This is a genomic window from Blautia sp. 1001283B150304_161114_C9 (genome assembly GCF_015668165.1).
Classification (GTDB): domain Bacteria; phylum Bacillota; class Clostridia; order Lachnospirales; family Lachnospiraceae; genus Blautia_A; species Blautia_A wexlerae.
The window spans coordinates 111346-125431 of record NZ_JADPGO010000006.1 but is presented as its reverse complement, the minus strand read 5'-3'; the positions used below and the strand labels follow the sequence as shown (position 1 = coordinate 125431).

Sequence of the window (14086 nt, the reverse complement as noted above, 5' to 3'; positions counted from 1 at the left end):
AGGGATGAGTGGGATTATAATTTCGCAAAATTTAGCTGAATCAAGTAAGTTCCCTGCGGAGCAGTTATTCGGTGTAGAGCTGCGTAGCGAAGCGGATGATTTTATCCGCCTGACTATGAAAATGAAAAACGGCAGGACGAAAATCCTTGAAAATCAAGGGTTTCGGACCTGTCGTTTCTATTTTATAAAAATATATATGGAATTTGATTACTATTTAAGTATTAATGTTGTTTTCTGAGATAATCTGTCGAATTTGTTCCTTTGCAACTGCCATAAAAAATACTCCTTTTCGATAAGAATTGTCATATCTGAATTCTTACCAAAAAGGAGTTATTTTTTACCAAAAACACAAACTATTTTACACTACCTACTGGTATTAAAAGATGTAGAAACCTTCTTCGCCAAAATAATCATCCAATTCATCCTCATTTAGGAAATAATCCATATCCAGAAGTTCATCCTCGCTCATACGGCGAATGTCCATGGACGTCATGCCTTCAGGTGGATTATCCATATATTTTCTGCGCAGTTCCTCAATATCTGGTTTCATGTTATTGATCTCTTGGAACAATACGGAACCAGTATTCCGATATTTGAGAGCGTGATTCCGGTATCTGTGAAGGCTGCAGAAGCTAGTGCCGAAGGAATCAGTATCTATGGTTACTGTATTATTGCAAAGTATCCAACATTTCAAAAGAGAATGACGGAGATATTTCGCCTTATTTATTCTTGTAGTAACCAATCGGTTATATCGTGAATTTGGATTCCTTCATAGCTATATTGGGGATGTTTGGTTCTGGCAATAATCATTTTCGGATAAGCATCTCGAATCTGAAGCAGAGGAGAGCGTTCTCTCTCAAATGTTTCCTGCCCGGAAATGTTGTCGCTGACCTGAATATAAAACTTCTCGCTACCTCTCTGAGCAACAAAGTCGATTTCCTTTTGATAAAGCTTGCCGACATAAACATCATATCCACGGCGAAGAAGCTCGATGCATACGATGTTTTCATATACTCTGCCATAATCCATATTTCTGCTCCCCAGTATTGCATATCGAATACCGCTGTCACACAAATAGAACTTTTCAGAGCTTTCAAGGTATTTCTTACCTCGGATGTCGTATCTCTTAATATCATAAAATACAAAAGCATTGCACAAATACTTAATGTATTTGCCGACGGTTACATGATTGGTTGGAGTTTCATTTGCTGTCAGTAGCTGACTGATCTTATTAGGAGAAGTCAGGTTGCTGATATTATCCATAAGGAACTCGCTCAGACGTTGTAAAACCAAAGTGTCAGGGAGATTATATTTCTGTACCAAATCCCTTGTAACAATAGTTTCGTAGACCTCTTTGATATAGTTTGTTCTGTCTTTTTCGGTTCTATAAGCATAGGAACCTGCTAAACCGCCCTTGATAGCGTACTCATCAAAGAGCTTATCTTTGTCACTGATATCATCATAATATTGGCAATATTCCTGGAAGCTGAAAGGAAACACATGAATTTCAATATAGCGTCCGGTAAACAGAGTTGCCAGATCCGCACTCAACAGGAAAGCATTAGAGCCTGTTACATAGATGTCGTATTTTCCCTTAGAGTACAGGCTGTTGATTGCCAGCTCAAACTTGGGACACATCTGAACCTCGTCTACAAACAGGTAGTTCGTTTTGCCTTCCTGATAATGTTCTTCCACATAGGAGTGTAAGGCATGGTATTCCTTGATTTCTTCATATGCTAAATCCATGAAGTCAATGAAGATAATATTGATGTTTTCAAAGTTGTTTTTCAGATACGCAATATATGCCTGCATCAGTTTAGACTTACCAGATCGACGAATACCCGTGATGATCTTGATGTCAGGAGTGCCATTCAGTTCAATGATTCTATCGAGATATTTTGCTCTCGTGATTGTTTTCATTTAGTCACCCACTTTCAAAAATTGAAGTTTTTTCATTTTTCGAAACCGCTTTGTTGTACTTAGTATACTGTCTGCTAATAGTATATGCAAGATGTCGCTTTCAAAAACACAAATTTTTTTATTTTTTGAAAGTGAAAACTATGTATAGGCAACCCGATTCTTTACTTAATTTCAGAAAAAAAGTAAAAAAATTTGCTTTTGACCACTGTAAAACATGCTCTGAGCATTATGAAGAACTTGCACAGGAACAGAATATTGCTCTGGCTAATTTCCGGCGGAAGAAATTATCACAAACCGGAATACGGGGAAGCAATGGAAATATAAAGTATCTTACTTTTGATGAAGCTTCCTATCTGGCAAAGGTCAGCAGAAGCATGATCAACAAATGGGCGGATAAAGGAAAGTTTACGGTAATAAAAGTTGGCAGTCGGGTTAGGATCCGTCGGGATGAATTTGAGGACTGGATGGAACAAAGAGATTTGGAAAGGAGCATGCAATAATATGGCATCCTTTTCATGTTCCTTAATTATTAGCTGGAGCAAACAACCAGCTAACTTTCAGAGCTTTACAGAGCTTGACAGAGGGGGTATTCAGAATAACTCAAATTGAATAACTGCGCGTCGCATTCTCGTTACTTCCAGTGATGAGTTAGACGCGCAAATTTTTTTACAAAACAATAGAACAAATGTTTACATAAACCAATACATATGGTATAATATTTATATGGGAAAAGATATATTTAATATAGATAAAAACAAACTTTCATATGGTAGGGGATATGTCTATTCCTTGCAGTATCATCTTGTCTGGTGTACAAAATACAGAAAAAAGGTTTTAAAAAACGGAATCGATACAGAATGCAAAGAAATGTTACAGAATCTTGCAGAAGAATATAAATTTCAGATCCTGGCAATGGAGGTGATGCCGGATCATATCCATCTGCTTGTGGACTGTAAACCTCAGTTTTATATTTCAGATATGATCAAGATCATGAAAGGAAATCTTGCACGCCAGATGTTTCTTGCGCATCCGGAGTTAAAAAAGGAACTGTGGGGTGGGCATCTGTGGAATCCGTCTTACTGTGCCATAACGGTCAGTGACAGGAGCAGAGACCAGGTGCTTGCCTACATCGAAGGACAAAAGGAAAAAGAAAAGAAAAAAGCCTGACAGAAGAAATGATTTGTTGGAGGAAAAGAGATGCAGACCGTATCCAGCTATGGCGTAGAATTACGAAAACAGAATATCCCAGTCCGCCAGACACTGGAAATCTACCGGTCTGCGGTCTGTTACCTGACAGAAATATATGAGCAGGTGTGGGAAGAACTGGCAGAGATACCGGATGCCAAAAGGCGGTTTAATGCTGCAGAGCATCTGGTGCATACTACAAAAAAGAATCCTGCACGCTTTGATTTTGATCTTCGCTTTCCGAAGATGCCGTCCTACCTGAGGCGAGCCGCAATCCAGCATGCATTGGGAAGTGTATCTTCTTACGAAACACGGATGGATCTGTGGGAAAAGTCAGGAGAAAAAGCAGGGAAACCCAGACTGGCGTATGAGAATCATGCCATGCCTGTTTTTTATCGTGATGTCATGTACAGAGAGGAAAAAGAAGGAAAAGACGAAGCATACCTGAAACTGTATGATGGTCATGACTGGAAATGGTTTTGTGTGCGTTTAAATCACACAGATATGGAATATCTGCGCAGGAACTGGTCGGGGAAAAAGGCATCAGCCCCGACACTGGAGAAAAGGCACCATAAATATTTCCTGCGTTTTTCTTATACGGAAGAAGTGACACTTACGAAGACACCGGTAAAAGAACAGATTATCTGTAGTGTGGACTTGGGAATCAATACCGATGCGGTCTGTACCATTATGCGGGCAGACGGAACTGTCCTGGGGAGAAAATTTATCAATCATCCCAGTGAAAAAGACCGGATGTACCGCACACTGGGCCGGATCCGAAGATTCCAGAGGGAACACAGCTCTGCGCAGTCACGGGGAAGATGGGCATATACGAAACGCCTGAACATAGAGCTGGGAAGAAAAATTGCAGGTGCGATCGTAAAAAATGCAGAAGAGAACCATGCAGATGTGATCGTATTCGAGTATCTGGAAATGCAGGGAAAGATATCCGGAAAGAAAAAACAGAAACTGCATCTGTGGAGAAAACGGGATATCCAGAAACGCTGTGAGCATCAGGCACACAGAAAAGGAATGCGGGTATCCAGAGTCTGCGCATGGAATACGAGCAGGCTTGCATACGATGGCTCCGGAAGTGTGTCCCGTGACCTGAAAAATCACAGTCTTTGTGTATTCCAGACAGGAAAAAGATATAACTGTGACCTGTCGGCATCGTATAATATCGGAGCAAGATATTTTATCAGAGAACTTTTAAAATCCCTTCCGGTAACGGAAAGGTCTTTGCTGGAGGCAAAAGTCCCTCCGGTAAAGCGTAGAACCTCATGTGTTTATGCAGATCTGAAAGAACTTCATTTACAAATGGAAATCTTAAAGGCAGCATAAATGCAGGCAGATATACAGTGGACTACCTGCAATGTGGGAACCTGCCATATCTGGCATGGAAAAATGCGCATAACTGCGCTGGCCTAAGTTACAGGCGTATCCGCCGATATTTAGTCTGACGCCTAAAGTGTCTGGAAGCACGCGACTTCAGTCGTGTGAGGATAAAGTTTTTAATTCACAAATTATTTTCTATAAAAAAGATCCATTTCAAGCGTAGCGTTATATTTGTAGTAAACCAGAAAGGTGGCGTTGGAAAGATATGTTTTATCATAATCTGTGAAATAAGATGGGTTAATTCTTCGATTTACATGTTTTTTTAGGCGTTCTGGCATGGTATTATGGTACTTATAAAGAACCTATTATGTTTGTTGGAGAGAGCGGTGAAAAGTTATGAAGCTATTATTTAAACAAAGGCTGTTTTCATGGTTTGACAGCTATGATATCTATGATGAAGCAGGCAACACTGTTTATGTAGTAAAGGGCCAGTTGTCCTGGGGACATAAACTTGCAATTTATGATGCTTATGGAAATGAAGTAGGAATGGTTGTTCAGAAAGTTCTTACCTTCCTTCCTAAATTTGAAATTTATAAAAACGGCAGTTATATCGGATGCTTAAGCAAAGAATTCTCATTCCTGACACCACATTATAATATTGATTATAATGGATGGCATATTGATGGAACAATTATGGAATGGGATTATAGCATTCTTGATCGAAGCGGTTATTCAATTTCACGGGTTAGTAAAGAATTGTTTCATATGACTGATACATATGTTATTGATGTGCCGGATACAGGAAATGCGTTGGATGCTCTGATGTTTGTACTTGCGATTGATGCAGAAAAATGTTCCAGGAATTAAATAGTTGATTTTGTTGTCAAAGATATTCGGAGATGGGGAGGTAGAATGGGATTATTCAAAAAGAAAATCGTGAAAAAAACATATGACCGAGAACATATGAAACCTGTTATTCGTGCAAGCATTTGTACCGGAGAAGAAGTAGCAGGATTCAAAGATATACGGACTGGAAAAATAGAAGAAATCATGCTGATTAGATCGCCGGAGGACTTAGAAAAATTCAAAGAAATATATGAGATAACAGAGAAAATTGCAAAAGAATATTAGACATTGGATAAGGAGAGGTGTTGTCATGAGAACTATAGGTAATATCCTTTGGTTTATATTTGGAGGATTGCTGGGTGGACTGGCATGGGTTTTTGCAGGATGCATATGGTGTATTACAATTATTGGAATTCCGGTAGGCCTGCAATGCTTTAAATTTGCAACGTTGGCATTCTGGCCGTTTGGAAAAGAAATCGTGTATGGAAATGGTATGTTTTCATTCTTGGTAAATCTCATATGGATTGTATTTTTTGGTTGGGAAATGGCGCTTGGAAATCTGATAGTTGGTTGTATATGGTGTATTACGATAGTTGGAATTCCGTTTGGAAAGCAGTTTTTCAAGATGGCAAGACTTTCTTTCATGCCATTTGGTGCCAGTGTGATAGGGTAGAATACAAAAATTTAAGGAGTCATTTGAGAGAATGATTCAAATGCTATTGGGAATCATAAGTAAAGTTATTAATACATAATAAGAAAAAACAATAGTATTTGTAAGGCGTCAGTGGAGTATTCTACTGGCGTTTTTATTTAACATATTGGATTTACGAAGAATGCCTATCAAAGCGAAAAATTGTTAGAACAAGCTGAAATTCCAGAATCTTATTTATGACAAGTGTATTACAAGCACTTGCTGCAAAGCAGATTGAAGTAGAAACAAGAAAACAGCAGAGCCACGAACAGAAGAGTGGAAGAAAGCATTATGAATTTTCCTTATAATTATATGTATTTCGAAGAATTGCTTCCGGAAAGTTTTCCCACCGAATTATGAGTCTGTGTAGTATAATTAATAATAACAGTATATTCTGACTTACATTATTGTAAATAGGAATGATACATAACAAGGAGATGGGTTTAATGTTAAAAAATGGGATATACGAACAGATTGTTAATACGAGAATAAATAAAGAACTGCAGCAGCTTGATCGTGAAAAATATGATATAGAATTAGAAAAACTTGATGGAGAGGATGCAAGACGTATTCTTACCATATACATATCATATGTCATAAATCAGGCTTTGCAATATTTAAGAGACAGTTTCCCGTCATCTAAAGAAAATGAATCGTTACTGGCACAAATTCGCTTATGTAATGAAATCGTTCAGGAAATAGCAGAGCATACGAATGAACCTGAATTTGAGGATAATATCATTCTTGAAAAAGGAGAAGTATTGACCTCATTATATGAAAAAATGAATTCAGCAAGAAGCATTAATACAATCAAAGCTGTGCATCCGGAAACGTCAATTGTAGAGAATGCCTTGTTTACAGGATCTAAAAATGAGCCAAGTATGCTTTCGGAATTGAAGAAAGAAATCTTGTCCTCTGATTCTATTGATCTTTTAGTTTCATTTATTAAGTGGAGTGCAATACGTCCACTTCTTGTGGAATTGACTGCATTCACGAAACGAGAGGGTGTTCGTTTACGTGTGATTGCAACGACTTATACACAGGCTACAGATTATAAAGCGATTGTTGCTCTTGCAGAGCTTCCAAATACGGAAGTGAAGATTAATTATGAAACGAATCATGCACGTATGCATGCAAAATCTTATTTGTTTAAAAGAGACACTGGATTTTCAACTGCATATATTGGCTCATCAAATCTTTCAAATCCAGCTTTGACTGGGGGATTGGAGTGGAATGTGAAGGTGACTGAGAAAGAGTCATTTGATATTGTGAAAAAGTTTTCGGTTTCCTTTGAGAGCTACTGGAATGATGCCTCTTTTGAAACCTTTGACCCTGAAAACCCAGACTGTCATGAAAAGCTGAAAAAAGAATTAACGAGGGCTACATTTGATAGAAAGTCAAAACGTAGTCTTCAGGTTTCGATTCGACCATATGCATATCAGCAGGAAATTTTGGATAATCTTGCTGCAGAACGAGAAGTATACGGACATTATCGTAATCTGGTTTCTGCAGCGACAGGTGTTGGAAAAACAATTATTGCGGCATTTGATTATAAAGCTTTTAAGGAGAAGAACCCAAGAGCACGCTTGTTATTTGTGGCTCACAGAAAGGAGATTCTCGAACAAAGCATTCAGAAATTCCAGGAAGTTTTGAATGACTTTAATTTTGGTGAGTTGTACGTAGATGGTTATAAACCAACGGATATTGAGCATCTGTTTATCAGTATCCAGTCATTCAATTCTGCAAAGCTTTCTCAGTGGACAAGCAAGGACTATTATGACTTTATCATAGTGGATGAATTCCACCATGCAGCAGCTGATTCTTATCAGGAATTACTGGCATACTATGAGCCGAAGATTCTATTAGGATTGACTGCTACTCCTGACCGAATGGATGGTAAGGATATCCTGAAATATTTTGATGGACGTATTGCTTCAAAATTACTGTTGGGTGAAGCGATTGATCGAAATCTGTTAAGTTCTTTTCAGTATTTTGGTGTAACAGATGACACAGATTATAGGAATTTCAAATGGACGCGTGGTAAATATGATGTGTCAGAGCTGGAAAAAGTATATACGGCAGATACAAGACGTTGCGCTTTGATTTTAAACAGTGTGAAAAAATATGTGACAGATATTTCGTCTGTGAAAGGTCTTGGATTTTGTGTCAGTGTTGCTCACGCAAATTACATGGCGAAATATTTTAATGATAAAGGAATCCCGTCCATTGCATTATCTTCGAAAAGTGCAGATGATATTCGAAATGATGCAAAAACAGATTTGTTAAGTGGAAAGATAAACTTTATTTTCGTTGTGGATTTGTATAATGAGGGCGTGGATATCCCGGCTATAGACACCGTCTTATTCTTGAGGCCAACAGAAAGTGCGACTGTATTTTTACAGCAGCTAGGACGAGGGTTACGTTTAAGTCCAGGGAAAGATTGCCTTACGGTTCTTGATTTTATTGGACAGGCAAACAAAAAGTATAATTTTGCAATGAAATTTGAGGCAATTGTAGGGAAAGGCCGAAAATCCATTCGCAAACAGGTGGAGGATGGATTCAGCAATCTGCCAAGAGGTTGCTATATCGAACTTGAAAAGTATGCAAAAGAATATATTCTGGAGAACCTGAAGCAGACAGATAATAACAAAAGAGCACTGATTGAAATGGTGAGAACCTTTGAAGAAGATACCGGATTACCGCTTAATCTGGAAAACTTTTTGCTGGAATATAATATGTCTCTGTATGATTTCTATCAGAATACAGGTGCCAGATCTTTGTTCCGCTTAAAAAAGTGGGCAGGCATTATTGAAGATGACAGAGATGTAGATGATAAAATTTACAGTATGATGACCGGATTTTTCCATGTGAACTCAGCCAGACTACTGGATTATTGGATCAGATATATTGACGGTAATAAAGTTGCAAATAGCGAAGAAGAACGCATCATGCGAAATATGCTTTATTATACATTTTATAAAAAGAATCCGGCTAAATGCGGTTTCCAAAGTATCGATGAAGGAATTGAGTCAGTCCTAAAGGAAACTTTTGTAAGAGATGAAGTTCTGCAGATTTTGAAATACAATCGTAAGCATATCAGTTTTGTTGCTGGGAGAAATGAATACTCTTATCTTTGTCCTCTGGATTTACACTGCCGTTATAACACAAATCAGATTATGGCTGCATTTGGATTATTTACAGAGACAGAATCACCGGAATTCAGAGAAGGTGTAAAACGTTTTGAAGATAAAAAAACAGATATCTTTTTTATTAATCTGAACAAATCAGAGAAAGATTTCTCTCCATCTACTATGTATGAGGATTATGCAATTAACGATAAGCTCTTTCATTGGCAAAGCCAAAGTCAGGATAGGCAAGCGAGTGCAAAAATACAGAGATATATTAATCACAAGAATACAGGTGATATCATATCATTATTTGTTCGTGAATTTAAAAGGATTGGTTCATATACAGCACCATATACTTTTTTAGGAAATGCAGATTATGTAAAGCATGAAGGAGAGAGACCTGTCAGTTTCGTATGGAAGCTGCATAATTCGATTCCTGCGGATATGCTGCCAAAGGCAAACAAGAGCATTGCTTTGTAATTCTATGTGATTAGAAATAAAAAGACGTGTGTACTCTCTTGACAAATACCAACGCAGTCTCCCATGGGACAATTCACTGTGGTGGAAGCCAGAAATGCCCGGAAAGAAGATAATCGCGGACGTATGCAGCCGATCACGAAAGTAACGATGAAAATACAGCATCCGGTGAGAGAAGATTTATTACGGTATTTACAGTCAAATATTACAACATAAATGATTTGAGGTACGAAAAAGATGAAGACGATAAAAGTAGTTGCAGCAGTTATCTGTGATAATATGAAAGAAAAGAATAAAATTTTTGCAACGGCTCGTGGTTACGGTGAGCTGAAAGGTGGCTGGGAGTTTCCTGGAGGAAAAATTGAAGCAGGTGAAACACCTCAGGAAGCATTAAAGCGAGAAATCATGGAAGAACTGGATACAGAAATTAAGGTAGGGGATTTGATTGACACTATAGAGTATGATTATCCCACCTTTCACCTTTCCATGGATTGCTTCTGGGCAGAGGTCACAGCCGGTCACCTGGAACTAAAAGAAGCGGAAGCTGCAAAATGGCTTACGAAGGATCAACTGGACAGCGTTGCCTGGTTACCGGCAGATGTAACTTTGATAGAGAAAATTCGAAGGAACATGGAGAACTGATTTTTAATATTATTTTCAGAGGAATTGTTATGATATACACAGTAAAACGAATTGATGAAGACCTGGACTTCGGTTGTGAAGAGCGACCGAAAGGCATGCCAGTCATGGCAATAGTGACGCTTATGAATTCTTCAGGCGAAGAAATAAGGATAAAAGCAGAGGATGCCATGCTCTATGAATGTAACATTAATGAAGGGGATAAGGTTTGCCTTGATGTAAATAATAAGTTGGAAAAAGCGGCACTTCCGAATTGATGGGAGTGCCGTTAAACGTTATTGATTGTCGTTGTTTTTGGAAAGTCCGTATATAACTCTTATTCAATAAATATACATTGACAAGTATCTATGCGTATGATAAATTAACACATAGACAAAAGTCTATGTGAGGTGGCAAAAATGGAAACAAGAGATATGATACTGATATGTAAAGCATTATCGGATACAAATAGGCTGGAGATTGTTCAGATGCTGTCAGACGGAGAAAAATGTGGATGTAAGATTCTGGATAAATTCGATATCACGCAGCCTACTTTATCACATCACATGAAAATATTGGTCGACTGTGGGCTTGTAAATGATTGTAAGGAAGGCAAATGGCATCATTATTCTCTGAATAAAAAAGTAATAAGAGAGGCAAGTTCATTTATTGAAGCTTTGGGAAGGTAGGAAATGAAAATGAAAGAAGAATGTATTATATGTAAAGTACCACTTATATATCTTGAAAAAGATGAAATGATGGAGTGCGTACTATGTCATAAAAAGGAATTAAGTAAGACTAGGTGCGAGCAGGGCCATTATGTATGTAATGAATGTCATACAAAAGGAATGGATGCAATTATAGAAATATGTCTTAGTGAAACATCTAAGAATCCAGTAGAAATTATAAGAAGAATGATGGCGCAGCCATTCTGCCATATGCATGGACCAGAGCATCATGTTATGGTTGGTTCAGCGCTCCTTGTTGCATATAAAAATGCAGGTGGTGAGATTGATTTGCCGGAAGCGCTACTTGAAATGATGAATCGAGGAAAAGCTGTTCCGGGTGGCGCATGTGGATTCTGGGGTGCTTGTGGTGCTGGAATTAGCACAGGAATGTTTATATCAATAATCTCAGGAGCGACTCCACTTAAAAATGAACCTTGGGGTCTGGCTAATAAAATGACTTCCAAGGCACTTGACGCAATCGGGAGCATTGGTGGACCAAGATGTTGTAAAAGAGATTCTTATATGGCCATAATCTCAGCGATTGACTATGTGGCAGAGAATTTCAATATACAAATGGAAAAACCTGTTATAAAGTGTATTCATTTTGATAAGAACAATCAATGTATTAAGGAGAGGTGCCCATTTCATGAATAAGAAAAAAATCGCATTTATCTGTGTTCATAATTCATGTCGTAGTCAGATAGCAGAGGCATTGGGAAAACATCTGGCATCAGATATATTTGAAAGTTATTCGGCAGGAACAGAGACAAAGCCTCAGATTAATCAGGATGCCGTTCGTGTCATGAAAGAGATTTATGGAATAGACATGGAAGCAAATGGTCAGTATAGTAAGCTGATTACTGATATCCCAGATGTTGATATCGCAATATCAATGGGCTGTAATGTGGGATGTCCTTTTATTGGAAGGGCATTTGATGATAACTGGGGAATTGATGATCCAACGGGGAAATCAGACGATGATTTTAAGGCTGTGATACAGCGGATTGAGGAGAATATCTTTGAGTTAAAGAAAAGATTGAGCGAGAACAAATAGAATACTTGCAGAACAAAATGGCAGCTTATCAGCTTTATGACACAGGACTTACTGTGACAAAGGAAGATGAGCTGCTTTCTTTATTTGTCTGCAAGTATTCCGGTAGGATTTCTGTTCTGGGACGAATGTCCGGAAGGTGGGTAACCACTTCCAGTCTTGGAATTTATGGATCCGGATGAAAGAAGAGAAGCGCTGGAAGATGCAGGATTGGATCCGGATGAGTTTGATTTTTGAAACGGACTGATTATAAAGATCAGATAAATAATGAGGATAATGGTAGAAAAAGGTGATTTATGAGCAGAAAAAGTATTTCATGCACTACAGGGGTTATATCTATGTTATACTTGAGGTGATATTGAAAGTGAAAAACTTACCAAAAGCTACATAACAATATGAATAATTCTTAAAGGTTGACACTTGAGGAGGACTATGGAAATTATGGAAATATCAAAAGCTGATTGGAAGTTATATCGTGAGCGTGTTTCAGACTGGCAGGAACATTATATGGAGCAGCTCATCAAGGAATATGTTGAATTGCTTACATCCCCGGGAAACGCTTCGGATCATTTTTGGGAACTTGAAAAGCGAATAAAACAGGATAAGAAACATCCAGGTGTTTTGATCGAACTTCGTAAGTCGACAGCATTATGGGATATTGCGTATTTTGTCAGAGATAAAGTAATAACGATGAATGAACTTGAAGGATTCAGTGAGGATCTGATTGATGCTGTAAAACTAATTTTGAGTCGATGAGAAAGATTTCCGGTCAGGATAAATAAGAATTAGAAATTAAATACAGGAGAAAATAAATGGTAAAGCAAATAGTAAGAGACATTTTCTTTTTAGGCCAGCCATCCGAGCCGGCCACAAAAGCTGATATCCAGGTTGGGAAGGATCTGCAAGACACACTGCAGGCGAACCGGGAACGGTGCGTTGGTATGGCTGCAAATATGATTGGTGTAAGGAAGAATATCATCATTGTGAATATGGGATTTATAGATGTTGTTATGTTTAACCCGGTGATTGTTTCAAAGCATGATATGTATGAGACAGAAGAAGGCTGTCTGTCCCTGGATGGTGTTCGTAAGACGACCAGATACCAGGAAATTGAAGTAGAGTATTATGACTTCAATTGGAAAAAACAGCGCCAGAAACTGTTTGGATGGACGGCGCAGATCTGTCAACATGAAATTGATCATTTGTCTGGGAAGATCATATAATCGAATGCGGATTGCGAGGTGGCCGGTATGTTAAAGAATGTACTGATTGTGGTGGATGATATAGAAAAATCCATAGAATTTTATAGGGACTTATTTGGACTGCAAGTGATTCTTAAGAATGAAGGTAATGTGATCTTATCGGAGGGACTTGTTTTGCAGGATGCCGACATATGGGGGAAAATATTGAATGAAACTTCTACGCCGTTCAATAACATGATGGAATTGTATTTCGAGGATTTTGATATAGATGGATTGCTTGCGAAATATGAATCTGGTAAGTATTTCGTCCGATATGCCACCGAACTGACAGAACTTGCAGGTGGGCAGAAGCTTGTAAGACTGTATGATCCCAGTGGTAATCTTATTGAGGTTCGCACTCCGTTCAGGTGCAATTAAAGGAGGGAATATGCAGATTTTGGTTGATGCAGATGCCTGTCCGGTGGTCAGTATCGTTGAAAGAGTTGCAAAAGAGCATAATCTTCCGGTAACGTTGTTGTGTGATACCAATCATGTGTTATCATCTGATTACAGTGAAGTGATCGTAGTTGGAGCCGGAGCAGATGCAGTGGATTATAAACTGATCAGCATTTGCCATAGGGGCGATATTGTTGTATCACAGGATTATGGTGTGGCTGCAATGGCATTAGGAAAAGGTGCTAATGCGATTCATCAGTCCGGGAAATGGTATACGAATGAAAATATTGACCAGATGCTTATGGAGCGTCACTTGAACAAGAAAGCACGAAGGGCATACGGAAAGAATCATTTAAAAGGACCACGAAAACGAACAGCAGAAGATGATGAGCATTTCAGAGCGTCTTTTGAAAAAATGATACATATGGTAATGGATAAGGGGAAATAATCACAAACAGAGCACAGGAGAA

Annotated in this window: 21 protein-coding genes; 19 read left to right on the top strand and 2 right to left on the bottom strand. The window is 38.4% G+C overall.

Going from position 1 to position 14086, the window contains the following annotated elements; translation table 11 throughout:
- The first annotated feature begins 4 nt into the window (after positions 1 to 4).
- Complete coding sequence (locus tag I4V44_RS05065) at positions 5 to 238, top strand: hypothetical protein (RefSeq protein ID WP_118585680.1); 234 nt, start codon at positions 5 to 7, stop codon at positions 236 to 238.
- Positions 239 to 376: 138 nt separating this feature from the next.
- Here I4V44_RS05065 and I4V44_RS05060 read toward each other — a convergent pair whose 3' ends face one another.
- The gene (locus I4V44_RS05060; RefSeq protein ID WP_008704896.1) at positions 377 to 550 is read right to left on the bottom strand and encodes a hypothetical protein; all 174 of its coding nucleotides are present in this window, start codon (positions 548 to 550) and stop codon (positions 377 to 379) included.
- A 173-nt stretch (positions 551 to 723) separates the two neighbouring features.
- Positions 724 to 1920 (bottom strand): ATP-binding protein, encoded by a 1197-nt coding sequence (locus I4V44_RS05055; RefSeq protein ID WP_008704894.1) that lies wholly within the window; start codon positions 1918 to 1920, stop codon positions 724 to 726.
- A 140-nt stretch (positions 1921 to 2060) separates the two neighbouring features.
- On the opposite strand from I4V44_RS05055, the gene I4V44_RS05050 reads away from it, so the two are divergent.
- The 18 genes from I4V44_RS05050 (at position 2061) to I4V44_RS04965 (ending at position 14064) form a co-directional block, all read left to right on the top strand.
- On the top strand, positions 2061 to 2420 hold the full coding sequence (locus I4V44_RS05050; RefSeq protein WP_025581321.1) for a helix-turn-helix domain-containing protein: 360 nt from the start codon (positions 2061 to 2063) through the stop codon (positions 2418 to 2420).
- Positions 2421 to 2643: 223 nt separating this feature from the next.
- Positions 2644 to 3087, top strand: coding sequence for an IS200/IS605 family transposase (gene tnpA / locus I4V44_RS05045; RefSeq protein WP_118611099.1), 444 nt, complete (start codon positions 2644 to 2646; stop codon positions 3085 to 3087).
- Between the two features lie 30 nt (positions 3088 to 3117).
- Positions 3118 to 4446 carry an IS200/IS605 family accessory protein TnpB-related protein gene (locus tag I4V44_RS05040; protein WP_118759581.1) on the top strand — a complete coding sequence of 443 codons (1329 nt, stop codon included), beginning with the start codon at positions 3118 to 3120 and terminating at the stop codon, positions 4444 to 4446.
- A gap of 390 nt (positions 4447 to 4836) precedes the next feature.
- Positions 4837 to 5307 carry an LURP-one-related/scramblase family protein gene (locus I4V44_RS05035; protein WP_118588036.1) on the top strand — a complete coding sequence of 157 codons (471 nt, stop codon included), beginning with the start codon at positions 4837 to 4839 and terminating at the stop codon, positions 5305 to 5307.
- 45 nt (positions 5308 to 5352) lie between these two features.
- Positions 5353 to 5571, top strand: a complete 219-nt coding sequence (locus tag I4V44_RS05030; RefSeq protein WP_118512505.1) for an aspartate dehydrogenase — start codon at positions 5353 to 5355, stop codon at positions 5569 to 5571.
- Between the two features lie 25 nt (positions 5572 to 5596).
- The gene (locus tag I4V44_RS05025) at positions 5597 to 5959 is read left to right on the top strand and encodes a YccF domain-containing protein (RefSeq protein ID WP_008704887.1); all 363 of its coding nucleotides are present in this window, start codon (positions 5597 to 5599) and stop codon (positions 5957 to 5959) included.
- Positions 5960 to 6423: 464 nt separating this feature from the next.
- A complete protein-coding gene (locus I4V44_RS05020; RefSeq protein ID WP_196002433.1) occupies positions 6424 to 9585 on the top strand; it encodes a DEAD/DEAH box helicase in 3162 nt (1053 codons plus the stop codon).
- Positions 9586 to 9648: 63 nt separating this feature from the next.
- On the top strand, positions 9649 to 9798 hold the full coding sequence (locus I4V44_RS05015) for a hypothetical protein (protein ID WP_196002432.1): 150 nt from the start codon (positions 9649 to 9651) through the stop codon (positions 9796 to 9798).
- Between the two features lie 21 nt (positions 9799 to 9819).
- Positions 9820 to 10224 carry a (deoxy)nucleoside triphosphate pyrophosphohydrolase gene (locus I4V44_RS05010; protein ID WP_019163307.1) on the top strand — a complete coding sequence of 135 codons (405 nt, stop codon included), beginning with the start codon at positions 9820 to 9822 and terminating at the stop codon, positions 10222 to 10224.
- Positions 10225 to 10253: 29 nt separating this feature from the next.
- The gene (locus I4V44_RS05005) at positions 10254 to 10478 is read left to right on the top strand and encodes a hypothetical protein (protein WP_196002431.1); all 225 of its coding nucleotides are present in this window, start codon (positions 10254 to 10256) and stop codon (positions 10476 to 10478) included.
- 141 nt (positions 10479 to 10619) lie between these two features.
- Entirely contained in the window at positions 10620 to 10889 is a 270-nt protein-coding gene (locus tag I4V44_RS05000) for an ArsR/SmtB family transcription factor (protein WP_055201525.1), read from the top strand.
- A 3-nt stretch (positions 10890 to 10892) separates the two neighbouring features.
- Entirely contained in the window at positions 10893 to 11582 is a 690-nt protein-coding gene (locus I4V44_RS04995; protein WP_330610587.1) for a DUF5714 domain-containing protein, read from the top strand.
- The gene (locus I4V44_RS04990) at positions 11575 to 11982 is read left to right on the top strand and encodes an arsenate reductase ArsC (protein ID WP_118576052.1); all 408 of its coding nucleotides are present in this window, start codon (positions 11575 to 11577) and stop codon (positions 11980 to 11982) included. The genes I4V44_RS04995 and I4V44_RS04990 overlap by 8 nt, the downstream gene beginning before the upstream one ends.
- Positions 11983 to 11999: 17 nt before the next feature.
- Positions 12000 to 12161: a hypothetical protein gene (locus I4V44_RS04985; RefSeq protein ID WP_182449079.1), complete on the top strand. Its 162-nt coding sequence runs from the start codon at positions 12000 to 12002 to the stop codon at positions 12159 to 12161.
- 250 nt (positions 12162 to 12411) lie between these two features.
- Positions 12412 to 12735: a hypothetical protein gene (locus I4V44_RS04980; RefSeq protein ID WP_330610586.1), complete on the top strand. Its 324-nt coding sequence runs from the start codon at positions 12412 to 12414 to the stop codon at positions 12733 to 12735.
- 56 nt (positions 12736 to 12791) lie between these two features.
- Complete coding sequence (locus I4V44_RS04975; protein ID WP_196002430.1) at positions 12792 to 13202, top strand: peptide deformylase; 411 nt, start codon at positions 12792 to 12794, stop codon at positions 13200 to 13202.
- A 27-nt stretch (positions 13203 to 13229) separates the two neighbouring features.
- Positions 13230 to 13598, top strand: coding sequence for a VOC family protein (locus I4V44_RS04970; RefSeq protein ID WP_196002429.1), 369 nt, complete (start codon positions 13230 to 13232; stop codon positions 13596 to 13598).
- A 10-nt stretch (positions 13599 to 13608) separates the two neighbouring features.
- Entirely contained in the window at positions 13609 to 14064 is a 456-nt protein-coding gene (locus I4V44_RS04965) for a YaiI/YqxD family protein (protein ID WP_196002428.1), read from the top strand.
- The last annotated feature ends 22 nt before the right edge of the window (positions 14065 to 14086 follow it).

What these genes read in the sequence shown, in the direction of transcription:
- I4V44_RS05020 (WP_196002433.1), top strand. Translation starts at nt 6,424, where the DNA reads ATGTTAAAAAATGGGATATACGAACAGATTGTTAATACGAGAATAAAT.
- I4V44_RS05050 (WP_025581321.1), top strand. Translation starts at nt 2,061, where the DNA reads ATGTATAGGCAACCCGATTCTTTACTTAATTTCAGAAAAAAAGTAAAA.
- I4V44_RS04975 (WP_196002430.1), top strand. Translation starts at nt 12,792, where the DNA reads ATGGTAAAGCAAATAGTAAGAGACATTTTCTTTTTAGGCCAGCCATCC.
- I4V44_RS05025 (WP_008704887.1), top strand. Translation starts at nt 5,597, where the DNA reads ATGAGAACTATAGGTAATATCCTTTGGTTTATATTTGGAGGATTGCTG.
- tnpA (WP_118611099.1), top strand. Translation starts at nt 2,644, where the DNA reads ATGGGAAAAGATATATTTAATATAGATAAAAACAAACTTTCATATGGT.
- I4V44_RS05010 (WP_019163307.1), top strand. Translation starts at nt 9,820, where the DNA reads ATGAAGACGATAAAAGTAGTTGCAGCAGTTATCTGTGATAATATGAAA.
- I4V44_RS05065 (WP_118585680.1), top strand. Translation starts at nt 5, where the DNA reads ATGAGTGGGATTATAATTTCGCAAAATTTAGCTGAATCAAGTAAGTTC.
- I4V44_RS04990 (WP_118576052.1), top strand. Translation starts at nt 11,575, where the DNA reads ATGAATAAGAAAAAAATCGCATTTATCTGTGTTCATAATTCATGTCGT.
- I4V44_RS04985 (WP_182449079.1), top strand. Translation starts at nt 12,000, where the DNA reads ATGGCAGCTTATCAGCTTTATGACACAGGACTTACTGTGACAAAGGAA.
- I4V44_RS05040 (WP_118759581.1), top strand. Translation starts at nt 3,118, where the DNA reads ATGCAGACCGTATCCAGCTATGGCGTAGAATTACGAAAACAGAATATC.
- I4V44_RS04970 (WP_196002429.1), top strand. Translation starts at nt 13,230, where the DNA reads ATGTTAAAGAATGTACTGATTGTGGTGGATGATATAGAAAAATCCATA.
- I4V44_RS04995 (WP_330610587.1), top strand. Translation starts at nt 10,893, where the DNA reads ATGAAAATGAAAGAAGAATGTATTATATGTAAAGTACCACTTATATAT.
- I4V44_RS05015 (WP_196002432.1), top strand. Translation starts at nt 9,649, where the DNA reads ATGGGACAATTCACTGTGGTGGAAGCCAGAAATGCCCGGAAAGAAGAT.
- I4V44_RS05030 (WP_118512505.1), top strand. Translation starts at nt 5,353, where the DNA reads ATGGGATTATTCAAAAAGAAAATCGTGAAAAAAACATATGACCGAGAA.
- I4V44_RS05005 (WP_196002431.1), top strand. Translation starts at nt 10,254, where the DNA reads ATGATATACACAGTAAAACGAATTGATGAAGACCTGGACTTCGGTTGT.
- I4V44_RS04965 (WP_196002428.1), top strand. Translation starts at nt 13,609, where the DNA reads ATGCAGATTTTGGTTGATGCAGATGCCTGTCCGGTGGTCAGTATCGTT.
- I4V44_RS05000 (WP_055201525.1), top strand. Translation starts at nt 10,620, where the DNA reads ATGGAAACAAGAGATATGATACTGATATGTAAAGCATTATCGGATACA.
- I4V44_RS05060 (WP_008704896.1), bottom strand. Translation starts at nt 550, where the DNA reads ATGAAACCAGATATTGAGGAACTGCGCAGAAAATATATGGATAATCCA.
- I4V44_RS05055 (WP_008704894.1), bottom strand. Translation starts at nt 1,920, where the DNA reads ATGAAAACAATCACGAGAGCAAAATATCTCGATAGAATCATTGAACTG.
- I4V44_RS04980 (WP_330610586.1), top strand. Translation starts at nt 12,412, where the DNA reads ATGGAAATTATGGAAATATCAAAAGCTGATTGGAAGTTATATCGTGAG.
- I4V44_RS05035 (WP_118588036.1), top strand. Translation starts at nt 4,837, where the DNA reads ATGAAGCTATTATTTAAACAAAGGCTGTTTTCATGGTTTGACAGCTAT.